Raw genomic sequence first — 21,788 nt, 5'->3', positions numbered from 1 at the left:
AACAAAATAGATAGCAAAATACGCCCCATCTGAACCTTCAGATGTGACAAAGCGCTAAACGGATAATTCGGTTTAGACGAATTTTTACTCTATAAGATCAAGGCTCTGTAATATTGCTGTTTGCGCGTACGACACAAATAGGAAACAAACACTGTACGAATACAGTATGAGAGAAGGAGTGAGAGTTAATAAGTTTCAATGTTGGGTTTCCCTTAAACATGCCGCTTGGCGACAACAGTATCCCGTCTATTGATTATATGGATAATCAATACCTACCCTACGTAATCCCGTAATTTGAACGGCACGACGCGTATCCCCCAGAATCGCTCCGAGATTGCGCAGAAAAATACCATAAAACTGATTCTGCTCGCAACCGTTTATTGATGTATTGAATAGTTATCAGTCCAGGAAATGAAACCGATAGAATAACGCCGTAACCTGCTTGTTACGGCGTTATTGGTAACACGATGCATTGGTTTATTTTTTGTTAGAAAGGCTTTGCGTAGTATGTTGGCTAATTACGTCAACGTCGACGCCTTGTTGTTCAAGAAATTGTTCAAACATCGGCAATAGTGGCCCAAGCGTTTCTTTAATGGTATCCCGAACGGTGTCGACAATCACCTGAGTGCCACGCTCAATCTCGATGTTAACGCAATCATTGGCTCCTTTATGTCCAAACGTCGTCATTCGCAATGTTTCAGGGATCAACCAAACGTCAAACCAGTTGTCTTTCTTATCCACCTCAGACACCGTCAAACTAGCGCCATTAATGGCAATATAACCTTTAGGAAACACATAAGGCTTCCATTGCTCGGGCAAGCCAAAGCGAATGCGATAGTTGTCTTCTTGCTTAAGTATGTCTACAAGCTCCGTTTTAAAATCAACGTGACCAGATAAAGGATGACCGCCAATTTCTGCCCCATCTTTTGCTGCACGCTCAACATTAATACGCTGCCCTTGCGTGAAATCACTCAAGGTCGTGATTGCCAAGCTTTGTAGCATCACATCGAAACTTGCTCTGTTCTCATTAATTAACTGCGTCACCGTTAAACAGACTCCATCTACCGCAACACTAGCTCCAATTTCCAGATCAATGCAAAAGCCGGGCGCAAAGCCAATCTCAAACGTGCGGATACCGTTGAGGTCTGTAATTTTTTCGATAGTGGCGACAGATTGAATGATACCTGTAAACATGGATACTCCCTGGCGAATAAAAAGCGGATTGGTGCGGGACATAATTGCAAAAAGAATCGAGAAGATAAAGAAAGATTTAGACGTAGATTCAGATGATAATTAAAAACCAAAAAGCCCTAGCATTTCTGCTAGGGCTTTTTAAATTGGAGCGATACATCGGGTTCGAACCGATGACCTCAACCTTGGCAAGGTTGCGCTCTACCAACTGAGCTAGTATCGCATTGCTGTATATCACTATACAGACTTTAATAGATGGTGCCCCGGGCCGGACTTGAACCGGCACAACGCGAACGTCGAGGGATTTTAAATCCCTTGTGTCTACCAATTCCACCACCAGGGCACGCAATTTCTTGCGATGCGCCAACCAATGTACTCTTTTAATAAAGAGTGGTTAAACACCATCTGTGTCTTATCGCTTTCGCCATAAGATTTTAATTTGGAGCGATACATCGGGTTCGAACCGATGACCTCAACCTTGGCAAGGTTGCGCTCTACCAACTGAGCTAGTATCGCATTTTCATTCTTCTAGCTCATCAACTGAGAAAGAGAATGGAGGCGCCTCCCGGAGTCGAACCGAGGTCCACGGATTTGCAATCCGCTGCATAGCCACTCTGCCAAGGCGCCTTTTTAACTTCTACTCTTAAGGTTGCTTTGAGCAGTTCCTCTTGAGTACGGGATGCATTTTACGTAATCGGACAAATGAGTCAATAGTATTTTTTTATATTTTGAATCGTTTGCCTAATAAACATTCAAAAAAGGTCGATTTGCTCAATTTAGTAGCATAAACATGCAGATTATTTACTATTTAACTTTGATTTCAATTGAGACAAAGTAAGAGCCTGCAAGGTATCGCTTACTTAAAATCCAAATTAGTTGATGCTCATCGCTTCTACGTATATTTCAGGCATGAAAAAGGCGAGCACTTAGCTCGCCTTTTTCTAATCTTCGGAATTCAACAAATCATCTTTTGCAGCAGACAGGTATTGCATCATTGACCAGTAGGTGAGAATCGTTGCAATGTACAACGCAACATAACCGACCCAAATCATCCAGTCATCATAACGCCAAACCAACACCCACAACGCAAACATCTGCATCACTGTTTTTACCTTACCGACCCAAGACACCGCGACACTTGCACGCTTGCCTATTTCAGCCATCCACTCTCTTAATGCTGAGATGATAATTTCTCGTGCAATCATGGTCACCGCGGGAATGGTAATCCAGATGCTATGATAATGCTCAGTGATCAATATCAGGGCCGTCGCCACAAGAACTTTATCCGCAACGGGGTCGATAAAGGCACCAAAACGAGACGTTTGGTTTAGTTTCCTCGCCAGCATCCCATCCAACCAGTCAGTAAAACCAGCGACCCAAAATATCATAGCGGCGGCAAAAGGCGCCCAACTATAGGGCAAGTAAAACGCCACGACGAATACAGGGATGAGAAACAATCTCAACAAAGACAAAATGTTAGGTATATTTAAACGCATATAATTATCAGCTCTTTTCTACTGCATCTTTATGTTGCGGGATTTTTACTAGTGTTTCAATGCTTGATGAATGTTTTCTGCCAAAGAAATGCTAATTCCCGGTACTTTGGCGATTTCTTCAACAGTTGCTCGCTTCAATTCTTGTAATCCCCCCATATACTTAAGCAGGGCTTGCCGACGTTTAGGTCCAACCCCTTCAATTCCTTCAAGTGGGCTGGTTCTTCTCGCTTTTCCGCGTTTAGCGCGATGACCTGCAATGGCATGATTATGGCTTTCATCACGAATGTGTTGAATCAAATGCAGCGCTGGCGCATCACTTGGTAGATTAAATTCGTTACCTTGCGGTGTAATTAGGGTTTCTAAACCTGGCTTACGGGTGACGCCTTTCGCGATACCAATCAGCAATGGTAGCTTTGGCCACTCCCCCCAATATTTAGAGACAATATCCACGGCTCGATTGAGTTGTCCTTTGCCACCATCAATAAAAATAATATCCGGTATCTTATCGACATCTATTTGCTTTGAATAGCGACGTTCTAGCACTTGCCCCATAGCAGCATAGTCATCACCTCCGGTGATGCCAGTAATATTGTAACGGCGATACTCTTGCTTTACCGGCCCTTCTTGATTAAAGACAACGCACGAAGCAATGGTGTTTTCTCCCATCGTATGGCTGATATCAAAACATTCCATGCGGGTAATACTGTCGAGTTTAAAGACTTTTTGCAGCGCTTTAAAACGCTGGTTGATCGTCATTTTATGGTTAATTTTGGTAGTAATAGCGGTTAATGCATTGGTATTGGAAAGTTTTAAATACTGACCTCGAGATCCTGATGGTTCAATATTGAAGGTGACTTTTCTACCGGCTATTTCTGATAATGCACGTTGCAGTTCATTTACCTCTTCCACTAACCCATCATTTAGGATGATCCGAGTTGGGATGGTGCGAGATTCACTTTGATTCAGGTAGTACTGACTCAAGAAGCTATAAAAGACCTCTCGCTTGTCAGTGTTATTCGGGATTTTAGGAAAGTGGCTGCGACTGCCTAGAATTTTTCCTTGTCGAATCATTAAAATATGAATACAAGCGACGCCATTTTCTTGAGCATAACCCAGCACATCCATATCATCGTCACTGTCTTCAGATACAAATTGCTGCTCTTGCACGCGACGAATAGCTTGGATCTGATCGCGATATTTAGCCGCATCTTCAAATTTGAGCGCACGGCTGGCTTCATCCATTTTATCAACCAAAATTTGAAGCACATGCTTGTCTTTCCCTTTGAGGAATAAACGGACATATTCAACAAGCTCTTGATACTCTTCATCAGAAATAATGCTACTGACACAAGGCGCAGCGCAACGGCCAATCTGATACATCAAACACGGTCTGCTCCGGTTCGCATAGACCGAATCCTCACACTGACGTAACGGAAATATCTTTTGGATAAGATGTAGCGTCTGTCTGACTGCCCCAGAATCTGGATAAGGGCCAAAGTACTCTCCCTTTCGTCGCCGAGCACCACGGTGAAGCGACAATCTGGGGTGTTTGTGATTTGAGATGAGGATGTAAGGATAAGACTTATCATCGCGCAGTAATACATTGTATTTGGGTAAATACTGCTTGATATAATTGTGTTCGAGGATGAGGGCTTCTGTTTCTGTATGCGTTACCGTCACATCAATTTTGGCGATATGGCTCACTAAGGCTCGCGTTTTTTCGCGATCGACCTTTTTGCGAAAATAGCTCGCGAGGCGCTTTTTAAGGTCTTTTGCCTTACCCACATAGATCACAACCGACTCAGCGTCGTACATACGGTAGACGCCGGGTTGGTTAGTGACTGTTTTTAGAAAAGATGCTGAATCAAAAATGGGTTCTGACACTACAAGGTCTCAGTATCTAACATTCCATGTCGAATCGCTAAGTGAGTCAGTTCAACATCACCAGTGATATCAAGCTTACTAAACAAACGATATCGATAGCTGTTAACAGTCTTTGGGCTTAAGCTGAGCTGTTCAGAAATATCCGTTACTTTTTGTCCTTTAGTGATCATCATCATGATCTGGAGCTCTCGCTCGGATAAGTCTTTAAACGGGTTTTCTGAAGCTGACGAGAATTGGCTCAACGCCATTTGCTGTGCAATTTCAGGTGAGATATAACGCTGACCGCTGTTGACCAAACGGATAGCATTAACCATTTCATCAGGTGCTGCGCCTTTGGTTAGATAACCCGCTGCGCCCGCCTGCATAACTTTCGTCGGAAATGGATTTTCTGTATGTACAGTTAGTACGATGATCTTAACATCTGGATTGTGGCGTAGAATTTTTTTTGTTGCTTCTAACCCACCGATTCCAGGCATGTTCATATCCATTAAAATAACGTCGACATGGTTACTTCGACACCACTTTACAGACTCTTCACCACTGTCAGCTTCCCCTGCTACATTCATACCACGGACGTCTTCAATAATACGTCGTATCCCTGTGCGAACCAGTTCGTGATCATCTACAAGGAAAATATTAATCAAACTTGTATCTCCACACTTATCAAATTGGCTCTGCGACCACTCAAGGTTAGTGGATAGCAGCTAAGCTGCGTATCATATCGCAAATTATACAAAAAAGCTTTCGCGCATATCGTGCACGACCGCAAACTTTAGCAAACACATTACGATGAAGTTGTCAGATCGTCAATCATAAAAACTTAAAAATCATTAGGTTACAAAACATACAAAGGCAGCCATTACCGGCGTAAGCTCACGTTTTATCACAACAAATTAATGGCTTTCACTATGAAACCACAACCACATGATTATCTGTTAATTGACAAAAACTCGACACAAGTCACTATTCAAAAATGCCCATCATTTTTGTAGCTGAGTGTCTTCATTGTGATTTTCGCTCTTCCTTGAGCTTTGATACACTAAAATAAAATGGCTTTTATCAGCCACTGATTATTTTACAATATTCAGTTAAATCGTGATTGCGTAGGAAATACCTCATTGGATATACAAACTGGCTTTCTCCTTACCCGTCAAGCGAGGGATACCCGTTCCGGACCTCAAATTGAACTTTGGCTCGCCACAGAACAAGGCCCAACGCAGTTATTAATTCACGACCAACGTCCACTGTTTTTTGTTCTACAAGAAAGTGCATTGGCTGTCTCCGAGCGCGCGTGCGCTCTGGCTATAGCGATATCCAACAACCCAGTTGCACTTATGAGCTTTGCCAGTGAGCCACTTAACGTTGTTTATTGCGATTCTATTGCAGAATCTCGTAAGCTCGTAGAAGCATTAAAAGCCCAAGATATTCTGGTACTTGAAAGCGATATTAAACTCGCCGACCGATTCCTAATGGAACGATTTATTCAAGGCAGCATGGCGTTTACCGGGCGCCGTAAAGTCATCAACTCAGGGCAACCCAATCAATTTGTTCAAATCACAGATGCCAAATGTAAAGCCGCAGATAACGCACCGAGCCTCAACGTCTTATCTCTTGATATTGAGTGTTCTGATAAGGGGCAGCTCTATTCTATCGGCCTAGATGCAGCCAATGACAGCCGAGTGATCATGGTCGGACAGCCTCAAGACTCGACAACAACAATCCAATGGGTCACTGACGAAAAAGCCTTGCTCATTGCGCTAAACCAATGGTTTAAGCGGTATGACCCCGATGTGATTGTAGGCTGGAGTGTTATCGATTTTGATTTTAAGCTCTTAACCAAACGCGCGGAATACCATCATATCGCACTCAATCTCGGCAGAAATGAACAGCGTGTATACTTCCGCACACTGACCTCTAGCCAACAAAGTTTTATCACGATTCCAGGACGCGTCGTACTGGACGGCATCGATACACTTAAAACCGCTACTTATCACTTTCGCTCATGGGCATTGGAAGCCGTTTCGCAAGCACTTCTCGGGGAAGGAAAAGCCATCCATAACGTTCACGACCGCATGGATGAAATCAATAGAATGTTTCGTGAAGATAAACCTGCCTTGGCAAAATATAACCTGCAAGACTGTGTGCTGGTAAATCGCATCTTTCAAACCACACATTTACTTGATTTTGCCATTGAGCGCAGTCGACTCACTGGCGTAGAGCTTGATCGCATTGGGGGCTCTGTTGCCGCTTTTACCAACCTTTACCTGCCACGCTTACATCGTGCCAACTACGCGGCTCCAAACCTACACCCAGAAAATTGGGTCGCGAGCCCTGGAGGCTACGTGATGGACTCAATACCTGGTCTATACGACTCTGTATTAGTTCTCGATTTTAAAAGCTTATACCCCTCTATCATCCGTTCTTTTTTAATTGACCCTATGGGACTGATTGAAGGATTAAAGATCGATGTTGGCAAAGACAACAATCAAGCCGTAGCAGGATTTCGTGGTGGTCAATTTCATAGAACCCAGCATTTTCTTCCAAACTTGATTGAAGAACTATGGAAAGCTCGAGATGTCGCTAAAGCCAATAATGAAAAAGCATTTTCTCAAGCAATAAAAATAATCATGAACTCTTTTTACGGTGTTTTGGGTTCATCAGGCTGTCGCTTCTTCGATACTCGCCTCGCCTCTTCGATTACCATGCGCGGTCATGAAATAATGAAGACAACTAAATGGCTGATTGAACAACGAGGGTATCAGGTCATCTACGGAGACACTGACTCCATTTTTGTTTCACTTAATGACCGTTTTGCCAACGACAAGGCCGATGCCATCGGAGGCGAGCTTGTTGAACAGATTAATGAGTGGTGGACAAAGCACTTGCGTGATGAGTTCCAACTCACCTCTATTCTCGAGTTGGAATATGAAACGCATTATGGAAAGTTTCTCATGCCTACGATTCGTGGCTCAGAAATGGGCTCAAAGAAGCGCTATGCCGGGTTGCGACGAACCACACAGGGCGAGTCTTTAATATTTAAAGGATTAGAAAGTGCGCGTACCGATTGGACACCGCTTGCGCAAGAGTTTCAAAAGCAGCTCTACCAAATGGTATTTTCAGACCAAGACCCAGACGCTTACATTCGTGCTTTTGTCGAATCCACCGCAAATGGTGAATATGATCACAAGCTAGTGTACCAAAAACGTTTGAGACGAAAGCTTCATGAGTACGTTAAAAACATACCGCCGCAAGTCAGAGCAGCTCGAATGGCTGACCAAATTAATCAACAACTTGGTCGACCATTGCAATACCAAAATAAAGGACGTATTGAATATGTGTTCACGGTCAATGGTCCTGAGCCGAAAGAGTACATTACCTCGCCCATTGACTATCAACATTACATCGATAAGCAGTTACGCCCTGTCGCCGAGGCCATTTTGCCTTTCATTGGCAAAAATTTTGATGATCTTAGTGCACCTCAAATGGGGCTCTTTTAAATACTGAAGAAACCCGCTTTCCCTGTGTTTCTTCAACCAATCCTAAACTCGGTTCTCTTGTACTCTTTAATGAGCCAAGCCCCGAAGTCATCAAGTAGCCCAACCACCGAACGTTTTGGAATAGCTCGTGGTCCGAGTAATATCTGGAGCCGCTCCACAACCACTTTCTGGTCAGGGTAGTAGCGAAGAAAGTGCTCTCCGCATTGCTTCGGTTCGTCGCGCCAGATTTTTGTTTTGTGCATCACCAAGCCATAAGCGGCTCTAAGCAGCTTTTTAGACATAAAACGCTGCGCTTTCAGCAATTCCTTTTGGGTTTGAGCGGTCGCAACACGATGGCGAACTATAGGCAGTGCCTGCGCTATGTCCATATTCCATTGTTTGGCAATTTCCCAACTGGGCACATAATCACCAAAACATTCCGATAGGTCATCCCCTAGTACACACATACAACATTGCTTAATCAAAAAGCCCCAGGTAAACAATGCCTCTAAAGAGGCGACTTCACTGACCACCGTCCGCCGAATTAGCACGCCATCGATAAAAGGGAAATCTTTTTGAAAACGCCAGTTAATCGTATTGAGCAGTTTGAGCTCACTACTTGAAAATGGCTGATGAGTGACCACTACAACATCAAGGTTTGAGAGACCAGGAACCGCCCTTCCGTATGCCACCGAACCATAGATATACACGCTGTGAAGGTTGCCACGTAACCCACTCTTCAAGCACGAGAGAAGATCGTTGATAGCGGGCTGATAATGCGCCTGAGGGGTAGACTGAGCGTCGTTGTTAATTGCTGGCACTGACTGTTTCATTTCAACTTGAGAATATGGCCAGTGTACGTTCGCATCGACTCAGATTCAAATAACTTCAAAGATCTAATCGACCACGTCGTCGTGAGGACTTTCTCACGCCACCCCTTTATTGAGCAATCTAACGGGTCGAACGAACTTGGTTCTTGAGCAAAGATAGTATTCGGTCGTATAATCAGCTGTCTAATTAAAACGAAGGAAAAATTTCATGCCAAAGGCAAGTGAGCTTAAAAAAGGTTTTGCGATTGAGTCAAATGGTAAGACGTTGCTAATTAAAGATATCGAGATTACGACCCCTGGCGGTCGCGGTGGTGCAAAAATCTATAAACTGCGCTGCACAGATTTAGCAACTGGCTCAAAAATCGAAGAACGATATAAGTCTGATGAACTTGTTGATACCGTTGAAATGAACAAACGAAACGTAACGTTTTCTTATGTAGATGGTGATGAGTACATCTTTATGGATAACGAAGACTACACTCAGTTTACGTTTAAACAAGACGAAATTGCGGATGATTTGTTATTCATCAACGAAGATACGCAGGGCGTACAAGTTGTCTTGATTGATGGCAGAACTGCAGGTTTAGAGTTACCTTCATCCGTCGAATTAGTTATTGAAGAGACAGACCCATCAATCAAAGGGGCTTCTGCTTCTGCTCGCTCTAAGCCAGCACGCTTTGCGACAGGTCTTACTATTCAAGTACCTGAATACATTGCAACAGGCGATCGCGTTGTGATTAACACCGCTGAACGCAAATACATGAACCGAGCTTAATATTATGTCAGAACTCATTTCATACGACGACGTGATCGATGCCGCCTACGACATTTTTTTAGAGATGGCACCGGACAACCTAGAAGCAGTAGACGTTATTCTGTTTACTGCTCAATTTGAAGACCGTGGCGCTGCTGAACTCGTGGAGACCGGTAGCGATTGGCCTGAGCACGTTGGCTTCGCTGTGGACGAAACCTTTGCCGAAGTCCGTATTGGCCTTGTCAACGAAGAAGATGATGCGCTGGATGATGTCTTTGCTCGCCTTCTCGTCAGTCGTGATCCAGACAATAAATTCTGCCATATCTTATGGAAGCGCGACTAAACCGTTTTAGTACTTCTTCATCTTAGGTATTGAAGGTAAGGTACACGATTAAAATCGCCGTCTCATTAGAATGCAAAAAGCTCAGCCTAGGCTGAGCTTTTTTCTAAATGGGGTTTGGCGACCGCAGGGTGTACTACCGTTTGACCGTCAACCTAGCGTGTTTTTGACGCTTGTTTTTTGAGTTCAAAATCAAACTCATCAGGGAACATTACTACCCCTTCTTCATTTTGATTTGGAAATACCACGACAGCCAGTTCATCGTCTTCCAAGCCTGTCGTCCAGCGACTGTGCCATTTGTTCAACGAGATAGACTCAGCTTTACACTCTGACCACTCACCTGTTGCCCACTGCTCAGCAAACTCTTGATTTGGCCAAACTGGCACACAGTCTTCTTCTTCTGTGTTTAACATCACGCAGCCATGCTCGTCGGTAAGAATCCAGATTTGACGCTCTTGCGTCATTGTCTTCACGCTATATTTAAAGCGCTTTTCTTCGTCGTAACGCACAATTTCTTCGATTTGATTTTGCTCTAGTGCCATAGTTTCATGCCTTATATAGAGTGTTACTATTGGTACAAGCTTATACCTAATAAAAAGCCCTAGCACTAATAATTGTATTCAAAGGCCATTGGCGACAAAATACAAACAGTGCTAGGGCTTACTTAATCTTGGGGATGATTAAACAAGTTCACCTTGAAGCCAAGGCCAACCTTGCTTCTTACGGCTCAACGTATTTTCCATCATCAACATGCCTTCAACTTCATGCTTCACCAATTTATCTGCCCACTCACCCTTATAAATCAAGCGTGTTTGTGCTGTCGTAATATCGGTTAACATCACAGCGGCAAACGCTAAAGCATCGTCATCACAGCGACGAACAAGATCTTGCTCAAGCGCTTCAATCATTCCGTCTACTTGTTCTAATGTCGCAAGCTCAACTTGGCCAACAACCACATCACGTCCATTGAATGGGTATGCTTTCAGATCTTTTTCAACCAGTTCTGCAGCAGTGAGGCCTTCGATGTTTGTTTTTGCGATCAACAGGTTTTTGATGAATGAGTCTAGGTCTGTAACGCCTGCGATAGTCGCTAATGCTTCTACTGCATCTTTATCTTTTTGCGTACAAGTAGGAGACGCAAAGCCAACCGTGTCTGACAAGATGGCAGACATCATCAGAATCGCTAGCGGGCGAGTGATCTCAGCTTCTTCCATTTTGAATAGGTTGAACAAAATAGTACAAGTACAGCCTACAGGCCAAATCCACGCTTCAAGTGGATTCACTGTCATCACGTCACCAAGACGGTGATGGTCAACAATACCTAGAATTTCGGCTTCGTTAATATCGTCTGGCGCCTGAGCCAAATCGGTATAGTCTACTAACCAAACTTTTTCACCCGCTACGCTGGTACGCAATTCAGGCTGCTCAACACCAGCGGTTGCAAGAATGTGCTGAGTTTCACGATTGATTTCGCCTTGGCGAATGGGTTTAGCTTCAAGACCACGTGCTTTTAGTAGTTCTGTCGCTACTAGTGCACCGCAAATGCTATCACTATCTGGGTTTTTATGACCGACAACTAGAATCATTATACTTCCTAACTATGTTTAATCTTGTGGGTATGTGCCCCACGACAACTGCTCACAAGGGCGATACTTTACCTGATTTTGCGAATTTGTCATCGCCTGTAAGTGCTTTAAATGAATTTCTTGACGGACAAAACATTCAAATTGCTATTGATAATCATTATCAAGCATATATAATGATAACAGTTCTCATTTGCATTGGCAGGATTTATGGAACACGTTAAGAATATTGGAAGCTTGAATGGTTTGTCATTAGAACAATTCAAACCCGCATACAAACGCTTATTACTTCCGGTAACCTTGATCGCATTGCTGGTTAGCGAACCAACTCGAAGCCTTGCGGTTGCCGCACTTTCTGATGCGTACTGGGCCGTCGCATGTTATGTGGTATTCACCCTTGCCGTGTATCACCATATTTCTCGATTTGTTTCCAGCAAACACGCGCTTGTCGAGCTCTATCAACACTCCCCTAAGCATCAAGTGGTCTTTTCCTCTTTGTTAGGCGCTCTGCCAGGTTGTGGTGGCGCTATTATCGTCACCACTCAATTTGTTTCAGGAAAAGTTGGATTTGGATCGATCGTTGCCGTACTAACCGCAACGATGGGCGATGCCGCATTTTTAATCTTGGCTAGTCGTCCAAGTACCGGTCTCGGATTAGTCGCAGCAGGTGTCGCCGTCGGTATCGTGAGCGGACTGGTCATCAATGCTATTCATAAACCAGATTTTCTTCGTCCCAAAGTCACTCAACTTGTTGATGCTGTTAGGTCAACTAGAGCTATTACGTCAACGGGAGCTATTACGTCAACTAAAGCTATCACGCCAACGAAGCAAGCATGCGGTTGTGATTCTCACGATCCGAATACTCGTCAGCAAGACGAGCTTTCCAGTCCGATACAACTCATGGCAATCAATCTTCAAGGGTTATTTTGGAAATGGATGATACTCCCCTCACTTATCGTGGCTTTTACGATGTCGTTCCAAATTGACGTTAATACACTGCTTGGGTTAAGTCCAAATACCATTGAGTGGCTTGGTGCCATTTTAGCGGTAGTAATTATGTCTTTATGGGCATTTACCAAAGAGATTGAAGACTATCAGAGCACGGTCGCTGAAGATGACAAATTGCCCACCTCGCATCCTATGCAAAAAGCAGCGCAGGACACCCACTTCGTGAGTGCTTGGGTGATCGTTGCGTTTTTAGCATTTGAACTCACCCTACATTTTGCACACATTGACCTTAGCACTTCATTTTCAGGTTGGGGGGTCTACATGCCTTTGATGGGAGTCGCCATCGGACTATTGCCCGGTTGCGGGCCTCAAATTCTGGTGACAAGCCTTTATCTTACCGGTGCGGTGCCGATGTCTACGCAGCTTTCTAACGCAATTTCAAATGACGGCGATGCACTTTTCCCAGCGATCGCAATGGCACCGAAAGCGGCATTAGTGGCTACCGTTTATTCGGCTATTCCAGCCTTGGTTGTTGGCTATAGCTACTATTGGTTATTTGAGATTTAATCTTACCCGCTAAAGCACGACTTAAGCTTTAACGGGTAAAAGGTCTACGTTCCTACTCCCCTAGCGACGAGATTCGATCAGACATCAAACATGCCATCACTCTCCACTAGCAAACACGGCAACCACAGCGCGACTTTCACGAGCTCGATTGAGAGGGACCACTTGTATGTGTGTAGGGTCAGCGTTAAGCTTTTCTCTTGTCCAGAAGTCGAACCAATCGCATGGGTATTCTGATGTTAGGGTATAGTCAGTACCAATTTCATCGTAATGAAACAAACAGTGCAGCCAGCGCTGCTCGGTCAGCTTTAAGGTTGAGTGATTCATTGTCAATGATTGAAAGATAGAGGTATGATCGGTTTGTTTCTGACGACTTACTAAGCTTGCCAATGTTTCTTTTGCAAACGGTGTCAATTCTGGTAGTGGGTCACCCGATAACAACACCCCCCCCGATGCCAAGAGCACATTGCGATGAAATTCATAACTCGCTCGGTCTGTGCCTTGATTAGGCAATGAAGTAAAAGTGGCACAGTCGGGATCAATTAACCACAGTCGTTGATGCTGCCAGCTGCGCAAAAAGGTCTCTTTTGCTATTTGTTCGAAGCGAGCCGGATCGCGCTCAACATCATCCGATACACGCATGGCATCCACAAGCCCAAGCGACGGCCACATAGGCGCATTGCAACCTAATACTAACGCCTCTCCAGCACCTTCCGTAATGGCCTCCATCCCTAAGCGATAGGCTTCTACACCGGTCACTCCCGGTTTACAGCGCTGGCCCGGCAGTGTTCCCCAATAGTTAGCATCCAGCTTAAACAGCTCAACACCCCATTCTTCACGCATCGTTTTTACTACGTGAGTCAGGTGAGCGAGTACGTCTGGGTTCGAGCAGTCAAGAATATACCAAGGCGTGCATCGCCAGCCGCCGTAGGTCACGTCTTCCGCCTTGAGTAATGACCCATCCGCATGTTTAAGAAACCAATCTGGATGTTGCTTAAACACGTCTGATTCTGCTTGGGCGATAAATGGTGCCATCCAAATTGCAGGCCTTTTTCCACTGCGACGAATACTCGCAATCAGCGTCTTTATCCCGCCGTCAAATTTCTCTGAAGGCGTCAACCAGTCACCCATAAAAGCCTGATAACCATCATCAAGTAACACCCATTCAAGATCGGCTTGGTCTTGCTCCATCACCTGAACGTTATCAATTACATTTTGACGGTTCACATCGGCATAATAGGCATACCATGAACACCACCCTATCGGGCTTGGTTTCAATACGCCGGGTTTCACTGGATGATGACAAGCAATCAGGCGAGAAAATTGTTCAAACACGCTGTCCATCGCCTCACCATGTAGCACGACTAACGACTCTAACTGGTTATCTTGCCAATGCTGAGGCTCACTATGCTCACCATCGAGAAATGCCACCACATCAATACCATGAACGCCAGCTTGCAATTCAAAGTAACCGGCAAACCGGTGACAGGAGGTAAAGCCAAATAGCGTAAAGCCTGCAGACTGCTCAACCAACAGATAATTGTAAAAACGCTTGGGAGCATGTTCATCGTAAATACGATAGCTGGCACTGTTGTCAGGGCAGCGACCAATATCGATGAGCTGATTGACAGTACCGGAGGTTTGACACAGCATTTGAAAGCCATCTCCGAGCAACCTTGCGTCTGTCTCAACTTGGTTTTCAAATCGTGTTAATGCTGTTCGGGAAGAAAGCGGGGTAAAATTTAGGCTCGTGTAAGTGAAGTTCAACTCACCAGAGGATGTGGTAATACAAATATCAGGGTTAATTGCAAGCGCATCAACCTCTTTGGAGAAAGGTATATATTCGGTCATACGTCCTCGACCTAGTTAATAGATTACATGATAAGTATATTCTCAAGCACAAAAAAACCCATTCCGAAGAATGGGTTTTGTGTGCTAGTTAAAACTCTGTTGAAGACCTTGCTCGCTAAGCGACTTCAATCGGTCCACCGAAGGCGGTTACTGGTGGCACTTTACCCTTGAACTTCTCGAAATCAACCAAGCAGGTGTTTGCTGACGTTGCTTGAGCAAGCTCTGAAGACGGAATATCTTGCGTCAACGTGTTTGGATCGCCATAAGTATCAAGCGCACCTATTTTTTCGTTAAGAGGCCCATACCAAGCACCTTCTTCGATACGCACAACACCAGGAGCATAACTGTCCGTCACGACGGCACCAGCTAATAATTGACCACGGTCGTTAAACACACGGACTAAGTCACCATCATTAATACCCTTTGCTTTCGCATCTTTAGGGTTAATGTAGATTGGCTCGCGACCTTGTACTGCATAAGTCGCTCGGAAATCTTCTGATTCACACATTTGAGAGTGCAAACGCTTGTCCGGGTGACATGATTGCAGCCAGTACGGATGCTGTTCAGAACCTGGTCCACCATGAGAACGCTCTGATTTTTCAAACCACATTGGGTGCTCTTGGCAGTGCTCATAGCCCATGTTACCGATAGTACGGCTCGTGATCTCGATAAAACCAGATGGCGTACCAAGTGCATTAATCTCCGGATCTTCTCGGAAATCAGCATGACGAACCCAAGGCTTACCGGTACCAAAGTCGAGGAAGCCTTTCTCCCAGAACTCTGTAAATTCAGGAAGGTCAAACTTGCCTTTGTTGGCTTCTTTACAGTTATCGTAAAGTGATTTAACCCATTGCATCTCTGACATGCCACGAGTGTAATCATCAGACACACCCCAACGACGTGTTAGCTCAGTCATAATGTCAAAGTCAGTCTTAGACTGGAACAAAGGATCAACGAGCTTATGCATCGCTATAAGACCACGACCTGAGTATGCCCCGTAGCCATCGATATCGTTACGCTCCCACTGAGTACATGCAGGTAATACGATATCGGCATGGCGACACGTCGCTGTCCAAGCAAAGTCAATTGAAACCACGGTGTGCAAATTTCTGAAGGCTTTCTTCATTCGGTTACGATCTTGGTGGTGATGCCAAGGGTTGTTACCACTAAATACCATCATTTTTACATCCGGTAGCGTAACAACCGAACCATTGGAGTTAATCTTTTTTCCCGGCTCTAATAAGGCATCCACCCAACGCGCAACCGGAATAACACGACTGTAGCCATTAAAATCTTGATTGGTATGTTTTGGCGTTTGGCCCTGATCAATATTCAGCGGGAATGACCCAGGCGCAGCAAAACCAGTCGACGGTACACCAATACCAGAATAATGATGTCCGTAAGATACACCACCACCAGGAAGACCAATCTGACCAATCATCGATGCCAATACAGCACCCATCCAGTAAGGTTGCTCACCGTGCTCTTGACGCTGAATACACCAGCCAAACAAGAATTGAGTACGACCTTGCACCAGCATACGGGCAAACTCACGAATCTTGTCCGCAGATACACCACAGATCTCTGCAGCCCATTCAGGTGTCTTCTCAATCTTGTCCTTTGACTCACCCTGAAGATAGCTGACGAAATCTTCAAATCCGAGACAGTAAGTATCGATGAATTTTTGATCGTGCAAATCTTCATTATAAAGGGTATGCGCCATACCAAGCATAAACGCCACATCGGTTTGAGGGTTCACATACAAGTGCTCATTCTCAAGGTAACGTTGCGTTTTGTTCTTCACAGGGTCAACAGAGATAACGTTAATCTCTTTTTTCGCGACCTTTTCTTTCAGTTGCTCTAGATAAGCAAACGACTCGTGAGTTTCACATGTCCAACCGACTTGCAGGTTTTTCACAGGATCGTTTGCCCAAAGAATAATGTTATCACTATTCTCTAGGATCAACTCCCAAGATGTACCTTGTGCATACACCTCAGTAGAACCCAGGACATAAGGTAAGATCGTTTGACCAGCACCAGTAGAGTAATCACCTACTTTTTTTACAGAGTAGCCATGTAGACCCATTGCACGCTGCATATGGTTGTTACAGCTGTGCATCTGACCGGTTTGTCGCCAACCCGTTTGACCGGTATGCAGCGCCCAAGGACCGTAATCTTTTTGTACGCGTTCAAGCTCACGGTAGAAAAGGTCAAGCGCCTCATCCCATGTAACACGAACAAAGCGGTTGTTGCCGCGCGTCTCAGCCGCATATTTATGTTTCTTTAACCAATCTAGGCGTACCATTGGGTAACGTACACGTGATGGGCTATAGATGATTCCCTTGATGCCGTTAAGCATCTCAGTTGGGTATTTGTCGACTTCTAGTGGTTTAATTTCCTGAACCTTACCGCCCCACACTCGGGCACGAAACGCACCCCAGTGTGAACCTGATGTTTTCCAGGTTCCGTCTACTTCAGCTGCACTAGCAGACGCCGAAGCTAACAAGCTAGGACCGATTAGAGATGCAGCACTTGTGCCGGCCACACCCTTAAGGAAGCTTCTTCGTGTAATTGCCATTTTGTTACTCCAATTAACGTCTATTAGTGGTGGCCTTCAGAGAAATCTGATGAGTGCTTCTGTAGATACTTAAGAACCAATGCCTCAGTATCTCTATCGAAGTTCACAAATGCGATCATACCGTCCAGCATGCCGACCCAACCGTTCGCGCTAAAGTGTGCAACATCTGGTTGTGTGTGACACGTAGAACAGTTCGTTTGATACGCTTGACCTGCCGCGTTCCAAATTGGAGTGTAATCAGGCAACATGGACTCTTTTTTCATCCAAAGGTTAACTGTAACTTCTTCCCAAGGTAGACCTGTAAGCTCGTCTTCTTTTTTCTCACCAACCGTTACGTCAGCGCTTTGCGATACTTCTTTATTTAGGATCGCTGTCGAGATATTCATACCAAAGTCTTCTTGGATTACTCGCCCAAAGCCCTTCGCTTTACGCCAGCCATCGATTTGGACTTCGATCATGTCACCCTTGGTGTCAACGATTGCCACTTCACTTGCTGGGCTTAATAGACCCGCTTCAGTTGCACCTGTCTCGTCGGTATACAGCGGTAAATGACGAATAGAAACGACATCGTTACCTTTCGAGTAAGACGTGCTGCTTGCGACTTGTTCTAGTTCACCAACAATACCAGACGCTTGCGCCATATCTTTTGGTAGGTGGTGGGCAATGCCTTTATGGCAGTCGACACAACTCTGGTCACGCTCTGCCGCAGATTTCATTTGAATACGAGCAGTAGGAGACATGGTTTCAAAATCCATCGACTCATAAGCGTGGCAGTTTTTACACTCCAAAGACCCATTGGCAGAAAAACGGTCCCACTCGTGACGAGCTAGCGCGAAGCGGCGCGCTTCAAATTTTTCTGGTGTATCTAAATCACCAAAGATTTGCGCAAACACTTCTTTAGAAGCTTGCATCTTACGGGCAATTTTATCGGTCCAGTTATGGGGTACGTGACAATCGGGACAAGTCGCACGAACACCAGAATTATTTTTCCAGTGAACCGTTTCTTGAAGTTCAACGTATACATTCTCACTCATAGTGTGACAACCAATACAGAACTCTTCGGTGTTGGTTGCCTCTAGAGCGGTATTAAAGCCACCCCAAAAGATCACGCCGGCTAAAAAACCACCAGCGGTGAGTACACCTAAACTGATGTGGACAGCTGGCTTACTGATGGTACGCCAAAGTTTGGTTAAAAAGGATTTCATGACTTACTCTCTCGAAACTCGTAATAGATTGAATTGGCGGTTAATTAGCCGTGCATACCTGGAGGACCAAATACAAATATTTGAAGCATCCACACCGTAAAGCCGTAACCACCGACGATCGCTACACTCAAGAGAGGAAAGAAAACTGCGCAGATGAAAAAGAATGACTTCCATTCCATACCATGTTTTTCAGCACTCTCAACTTTGTTAACATCACTCATACATTTGCCTATTTTGTATCGTGTTAAAGCTGCGATTTATTCTGATGAATAAACCAATTATTAAAACTATCTGCCGAAAATGCTAAACCATACCTTATGTAAGGTTCAACCGTTTCCGCCCCCTCACGCCTTGTTAATCCACACTTTTTTGAGGTCATCCTGAGTTGTAATCAATTAAATGCCAATATGAAAAATTATGAATGGATGTGAAGAATTAATGTTTTTATAAGTATGTAAACAACACAGCAAATATGCAACATTTCAACCAAATTTACGTGGTAGACAGTGAGATTCACGTGGTAGATATTGACGAATTCAGCGCTATTTACCGAGTAAAAGACACCAGAATGTTATAAAAATGATAAGAAACCGCCCCAAATAAACGGTGTGAGGCATACGCGAGTCAAGTAGAATAGTGGCAACTTTGTTTTATAAACGGTCGAATATGCAAGACGTTATAGATATCAGCTGGTGGCAACTGTTGGCTTTTTCAGTGGTATTGTTGATCCCTTTTTCAATCAGTCATTATTACAAGCTTAACCTCAATAAAGATGCTTGCTTTAGCATCCTTCGAATGTCACTTCAGCTTGCGCTTGTCGGCCTCTATCTCGAATATTTGTTCTTTTTAAATAGTATCGTGGTCAATATCATCTGGCTTGCTGTCATGATTGTGGTTGGTGCCAGCGCTGTTTTAAGTAAGGCAAAACTCCCTAAACGTCATTTGTTACCTTATGTAGTCGCTTCGCTATCATTTGGGTTGTTTCCCGTCGTTGCTATCCTTTGTATCGCCATTATCCAACCCACTCCTTTTTACAGTGCACAATATGTCATTCCTCTCGCGGGGATGCTTTTGGGGAACAGTATTAGTGGCAATATCGTTGCACTGCAGAACTTTTTTGGGGCGTTACAAGATCGCTGGGCTGAGTATGAAGCCGCCATCTCTTTGGGGGCGTCAGTCTCCATTGCGACATTGCCGTTCGTGCGTGTTGCGTTGCAAAAATCTCTAGCACCGATCCTCGCGACAATGGCTACAACCGGCTTAGTCTCATTGCCGGGAATGATGACTGGTCAGATTTTAGGCGGTGCTAATCCACTGGTTGCGATAAAATATCAACTGCTTATTATGCTGGCCATATTTGTGATGATGACCGTATCGATTACCATCAACTTGAACCTAATTATTAGGGGCAACTTTACGTCCTCCGGCAAGCCACTCATCCTCCCCACTAGTGAGCAGTAATTGAACAAATAATCAGCAAACCGGACGTTACACACCTAGTTTAAACTTGGTTATCCACAGTATATGTGGATAACCAAGCTACTGACTTGTCGATATTTTTTTAACCACACCCTGCATTCCACATCATCAGCTTCATTAAATCGTCATAAGAGAGGGATACGGTAATGAAAGTAAGCGATAACACGCACTATGGATTGAGTAGCGATATTGTATTGATAACTTAGGAGACGGAAGAATGGTGGGTGAAGAAATGCGGCCTATATCAAGTACGCCGCTAGACGATTCAAAAAACTGGTTGATTCAGACACCAAGGGCAGTTGATGCGAATCCCCCACTAAAGAGGGATGGAAGGGACTCTACAGAACCCAAAGATTGGAGACAAACAACAAAAAATATACTTTGGTTTTAGTGTCGAGATTCCTGACACTGAGCAATAAGCAATAAGCAATAAGCAATAAGCAATAAGCAATAAGCGATGTTCAGTATCAGGTAACGTATTAATCAACCACCTTAAACGGCGGTCGAACCATGTTAATCACGCAAATAGATTAGCCAGTACAACATTCCAACAAATATGCCGCCACCGATGATATTACCAAGGGTGACAGGGATCAGGTTATTTGTGACGAACCCGATTAGATTTAAATCGACAAAGTCAGCCGGTGTTGCGCCTATGTTTTGCCAGAATTCAGCCGGTGCAAAATACTTAATACCAATGGCCATTGGGACTTGAAACATATTGGCAATACAGTGTTCAAACCCAGCGGATACGAACATGGCAACAGGGAGAACCATAACGATAATCTTATCCGTTAATGTGCGACCGCTAAATGTCATCCATACGGCAACGCAAACCAAAACGTTACACATAATACCCAACGCTACCGCTTGCCAAAATCCATGGTGAAGCTTGTGTTGCGCGATGTGCATCGTATTTAACCCAACCTGGCCATCATCGAACAAGTATTGTTTCGCGGTGAGCATGATGGCAACAAGGAACAGCGCACCCAGCATATTGCCAAAGTAGACCACCGCCCAATTCTTAAATAATGCGCCCCAGCTGATCTTGCCGCTTGCTCTTGCGACTAAGGTTAAGACTGAGCTAGTAAACAGCTCACCGCCGGTAATAATCACTAGTACAAGCCCAAGACTAAATGCAAGGCCGCCCATAAACCGAGTTAAACCCCAAGGCAGGTCTCCAGCCCCAGTTGTAATCGTTGTGTAAAAGATAAAAGCAATGCCAATATGCAAACCTGCTGTAATTGCGAGTAAGAAAGATTTCATTGGGTCTTTCGTTGCTTTACCTACACCAGCTTCAGCGGCGCGTTCAGCCATTTGTGGTGGTAACAAAGAATCGAACTGGTTCATTTCCATTTTTTAAACACATATTTAGTTACAATTTGATGGTGGCGGATAATGCGCCCAATCAATTGATATGGCAAGTGACATTTTCAGCGCTAATCAATATAAAACACACATCACACCATCACTATGGAAAATAGTCATAAGAAAACAATAAGTAATATATAGGTATGTATTTTTGCAGCCTTATTTTTCATCCTTAGAAAACCTAAAAAACACCGCTTTAGGCAGTGTTTTTTAGGTTTATTTTTAATGTTTTTTGCCG

General features: G+C 44.4%; 17 protein-coding genes and 4 tRNA genes. 5 read left to right on the top strand and 16 right to left on the bottom strand.

The window, feature by feature from the left end:
• Positions 1 to 477: 477 nt before the first annotated feature.
• The 8 genes from ACE1OE_RS05170 to uvrY form a co-directional block, all read right to left on the bottom strand.
• The gene (locus ACE1OE_RS05170) at positions 478 to 1,194 is read right to left on the bottom strand and encodes a riboflavin synthase subunit alpha (protein ID WP_449210345.1); all 717 of its coding nucleotides are present in this window, start codon (positions 1,192 to 1,194) and stop codon (positions 478 to 480) included.
• 144 nt (positions 1,195 to 1,338) lie between these two features.
• Positions 1,339 to 1,414 (bottom strand) — tRNA-Gly (locus ACE1OE_RS05165).
• A 33-nt stretch (positions 1,415 to 1,447) separates the two neighbouring features.
• Positions 1,448 to 1,534 (bottom strand) — tRNA-Leu (locus ACE1OE_RS05160).
• Positions 1,535 to 1,631: 97 nt separating this feature from the next.
• Positions 1,632 to 1,707, bottom strand: a tRNA-Gly gene (locus tag ACE1OE_RS05155).
• 37 nt (positions 1,708 to 1,744) lie between these two features.
• Positions 1,745 to 1,818 (bottom strand) — tRNA-Cys (locus tag ACE1OE_RS05150).
• Positions 1,819 to 2,132: 314 nt separating this feature from the next.
• Complete coding sequence (gene pgsA, locus ACE1OE_RS05145; protein ID WP_102470503.1) at positions 2,133 to 2,687, bottom strand: CDP-diacylglycerol--glycerol-3-phosphate 3-phosphatidyltransferase; 555 nt, start codon at positions 2,685 to 2,687, stop codon at positions 2,133 to 2,135.
• 48 nt (positions 2,688 to 2,735) lie between these two features.
• On the bottom strand, positions 2,736 to 4,571 hold the full coding sequence (uvrC, locus tag ACE1OE_RS05140) for an excinuclease ABC subunit UvrC (RefSeq protein WP_449210344.1): 1,836 nt from the start codon (positions 4,569 to 4,571) through the stop codon (positions 2,736 to 2,738).
• On the bottom strand, positions 4,571 to 5,215 hold the full coding sequence (uvrY, locus tag ACE1OE_RS05135; protein WP_102470501.1) for a UvrY/SirA/GacA family response regulator transcription factor: 645 nt from the start codon (positions 5,213 to 5,215) through the stop codon (positions 4,571 to 4,573). The genes uvrC and uvrY overlap by 1 nt, the downstream gene beginning before the upstream one ends.
• Positions 5,216 to 5,689: 474 nt before the next feature.
• Here uvrY and ACE1OE_RS05130 point away from each other — a divergent pair, with 474 nt between their 5' ends.
• A complete protein-coding gene (locus tag ACE1OE_RS05130) occupies positions 5,690 to 8,068 on the top strand; it encodes a DNA polymerase II (RefSeq protein ID WP_449210343.1) in 2,379 nt (792 codons plus the stop codon).
• Positions 8,069 to 8,100: 32 nt separating this feature from the next.
• Here the strand turns inward: ACE1OE_RS05130 and ACE1OE_RS05125 are convergent, their stop codons facing one another.
• Positions 8,101 to 8,880, bottom strand: coding sequence for a nucleotidyltransferase domain-containing protein (locus ACE1OE_RS05125; RefSeq protein ID WP_449210342.1), 780 nt, complete (start codon positions 8,878 to 8,880; stop codon positions 8,101 to 8,103).
• A 205-nt stretch (positions 8,881 to 9,085) separates the two neighbouring features.
• Between ACE1OE_RS05125 and yeiP the strand changes: the two genes are divergently transcribed.
• Positions 9,086 to 9,652 (top strand): elongation factor P-like protein YeiP, encoded by a 567-nt coding sequence (yeiP, locus tag ACE1OE_RS05120; protein WP_449210341.1) that lies wholly within the window; start codon positions 9,086 to 9,088, stop codon positions 9,650 to 9,652.
• A gap of 4 nt (positions 9,653 to 9,656) precedes the next feature.
• Positions 9,657 to 9,974, top strand: coding sequence for an HI1450 family dsDNA-mimic protein (locus ACE1OE_RS05115; protein ID WP_102470497.1), 318 nt, complete (start codon positions 9,657 to 9,659; stop codon positions 9,972 to 9,974).
• 152 nt (positions 9,975 to 10,126) lie between these two features.
• Here ACE1OE_RS05115 and ACE1OE_RS05110 read toward each other — a convergent pair whose 3' ends face one another.
• Both ACE1OE_RS05110 and ACE1OE_RS05105 read right to left on the bottom strand, forming a co-directional pair.
• Positions 10,127 to 10,513 carry a DUF2750 domain-containing protein gene (locus ACE1OE_RS05110; RefSeq protein WP_102470496.1) on the bottom strand — a complete coding sequence of 129 codons (387 nt, stop codon included), beginning with the start codon at positions 10,511 to 10,513 and terminating at the stop codon, positions 10,127 to 10,129.
• Between the two features lie 138 nt (positions 10,514 to 10,651).
• A complete protein-coding gene (locus tag ACE1OE_RS05105) occupies positions 10,652 to 11,557 on the bottom strand; it encodes a manganese-dependent inorganic pyrophosphatase (RefSeq protein WP_449210340.1) in 906 nt (301 codons plus the stop codon).
• A gap of 207 nt (positions 11,558 to 11,764) precedes the next feature.
• Here ACE1OE_RS05105 and ACE1OE_RS05100 point away from each other — a divergent pair, with 207 nt between their 5' ends.
• Positions 11,765 to 13,069: a putative manganese transporter gene (locus tag ACE1OE_RS05100; protein WP_449210339.1), complete on the top strand. Its 1,305-nt coding sequence runs from the start codon at positions 11,765 to 11,767 to the stop codon at positions 13,067 to 13,069.
• A gap of 96 nt (positions 13,070 to 13,165) precedes the next feature.
• On the opposite strand, the gene ACE1OE_RS05095 is transcribed toward ACE1OE_RS05100, so the two are convergent.
• The 4 genes from ACE1OE_RS05095 to torE all read right to left on the bottom strand — a co-directional run bounded on the left by ACE1OE_RS05095 (position 13,166) and on the right by torE (position 18,921).
• Positions 13,166 to 14,917 (bottom strand): glycoside hydrolase family 36 protein, encoded by a 1,752-nt coding sequence (locus ACE1OE_RS05095; protein WP_449210338.1) that lies wholly within the window; start codon positions 14,915 to 14,917, stop codon positions 13,166 to 13,168.
• Between the two features lie 115 nt (positions 14,918 to 15,032).
• Positions 15,033 to 17,495, bottom strand: coding sequence for a trimethylamine-N-oxide reductase TorA (gene torA, locus ACE1OE_RS05090; protein ID WP_102470492.1), 2,463 nt, complete (start codon positions 17,493 to 17,495; stop codon positions 15,033 to 15,035).
• Between the two features lie 23 nt (positions 17,496 to 17,518).
• On the bottom strand, positions 17,519 to 18,700 hold the full coding sequence (torC, locus tag ACE1OE_RS05085) for a pentaheme c-type cytochrome TorC (RefSeq protein ID WP_372060482.1): 1,182 nt from the start codon (positions 18,698 to 18,700) through the stop codon (positions 17,519 to 17,521).
• A gap of 44 nt (positions 18,701 to 18,744) precedes the next feature.
• Positions 18,745 to 18,921 carry a trimethylamine N-oxide reductase system protein TorE gene (torE, locus tag ACE1OE_RS05080; protein WP_372060483.1) on the bottom strand — a complete coding sequence of 59 codons (177 nt, stop codon included), beginning with the start codon at positions 18,919 to 18,921 and terminating at the stop codon, positions 18,745 to 18,747.
• A gap of 445 nt (positions 18,922 to 19,366) precedes the next feature.
• Here torE and ACE1OE_RS05075 point away from each other — a divergent pair, with 445 nt between their 5' ends.
• Positions 19,367 to 20,161 carry an ABC transporter permease gene (locus ACE1OE_RS05075; protein WP_372060484.1) on the top strand — a complete coding sequence of 265 codons (795 nt, stop codon included), beginning with the start codon at positions 19,367 to 19,369 and terminating at the stop codon, positions 20,159 to 20,161.
• A gap of 531 nt (positions 20,162 to 20,692) precedes the next feature.
• On the opposite strand, the gene focA is transcribed toward ACE1OE_RS05075, so the two are convergent.
• Complete coding sequence (gene focA / locus ACE1OE_RS05070) at positions 20,693 to 21,535, bottom strand: formate transporter FocA (protein WP_102470488.1); 843 nt, start codon at positions 21,533 to 21,535, stop codon at positions 20,693 to 20,695.
• Positions 21,536 to 21,788: the final 253 nt, after the last annotated feature.

This window comes from Vibrio sp. E150_011 (genome assembly GCF_053544015.1).
The sequence above is the reverse complement of the archived record's forward strand: the minus strand, read 5'-3'. Positions and strand labels throughout refer to the sequence as shown.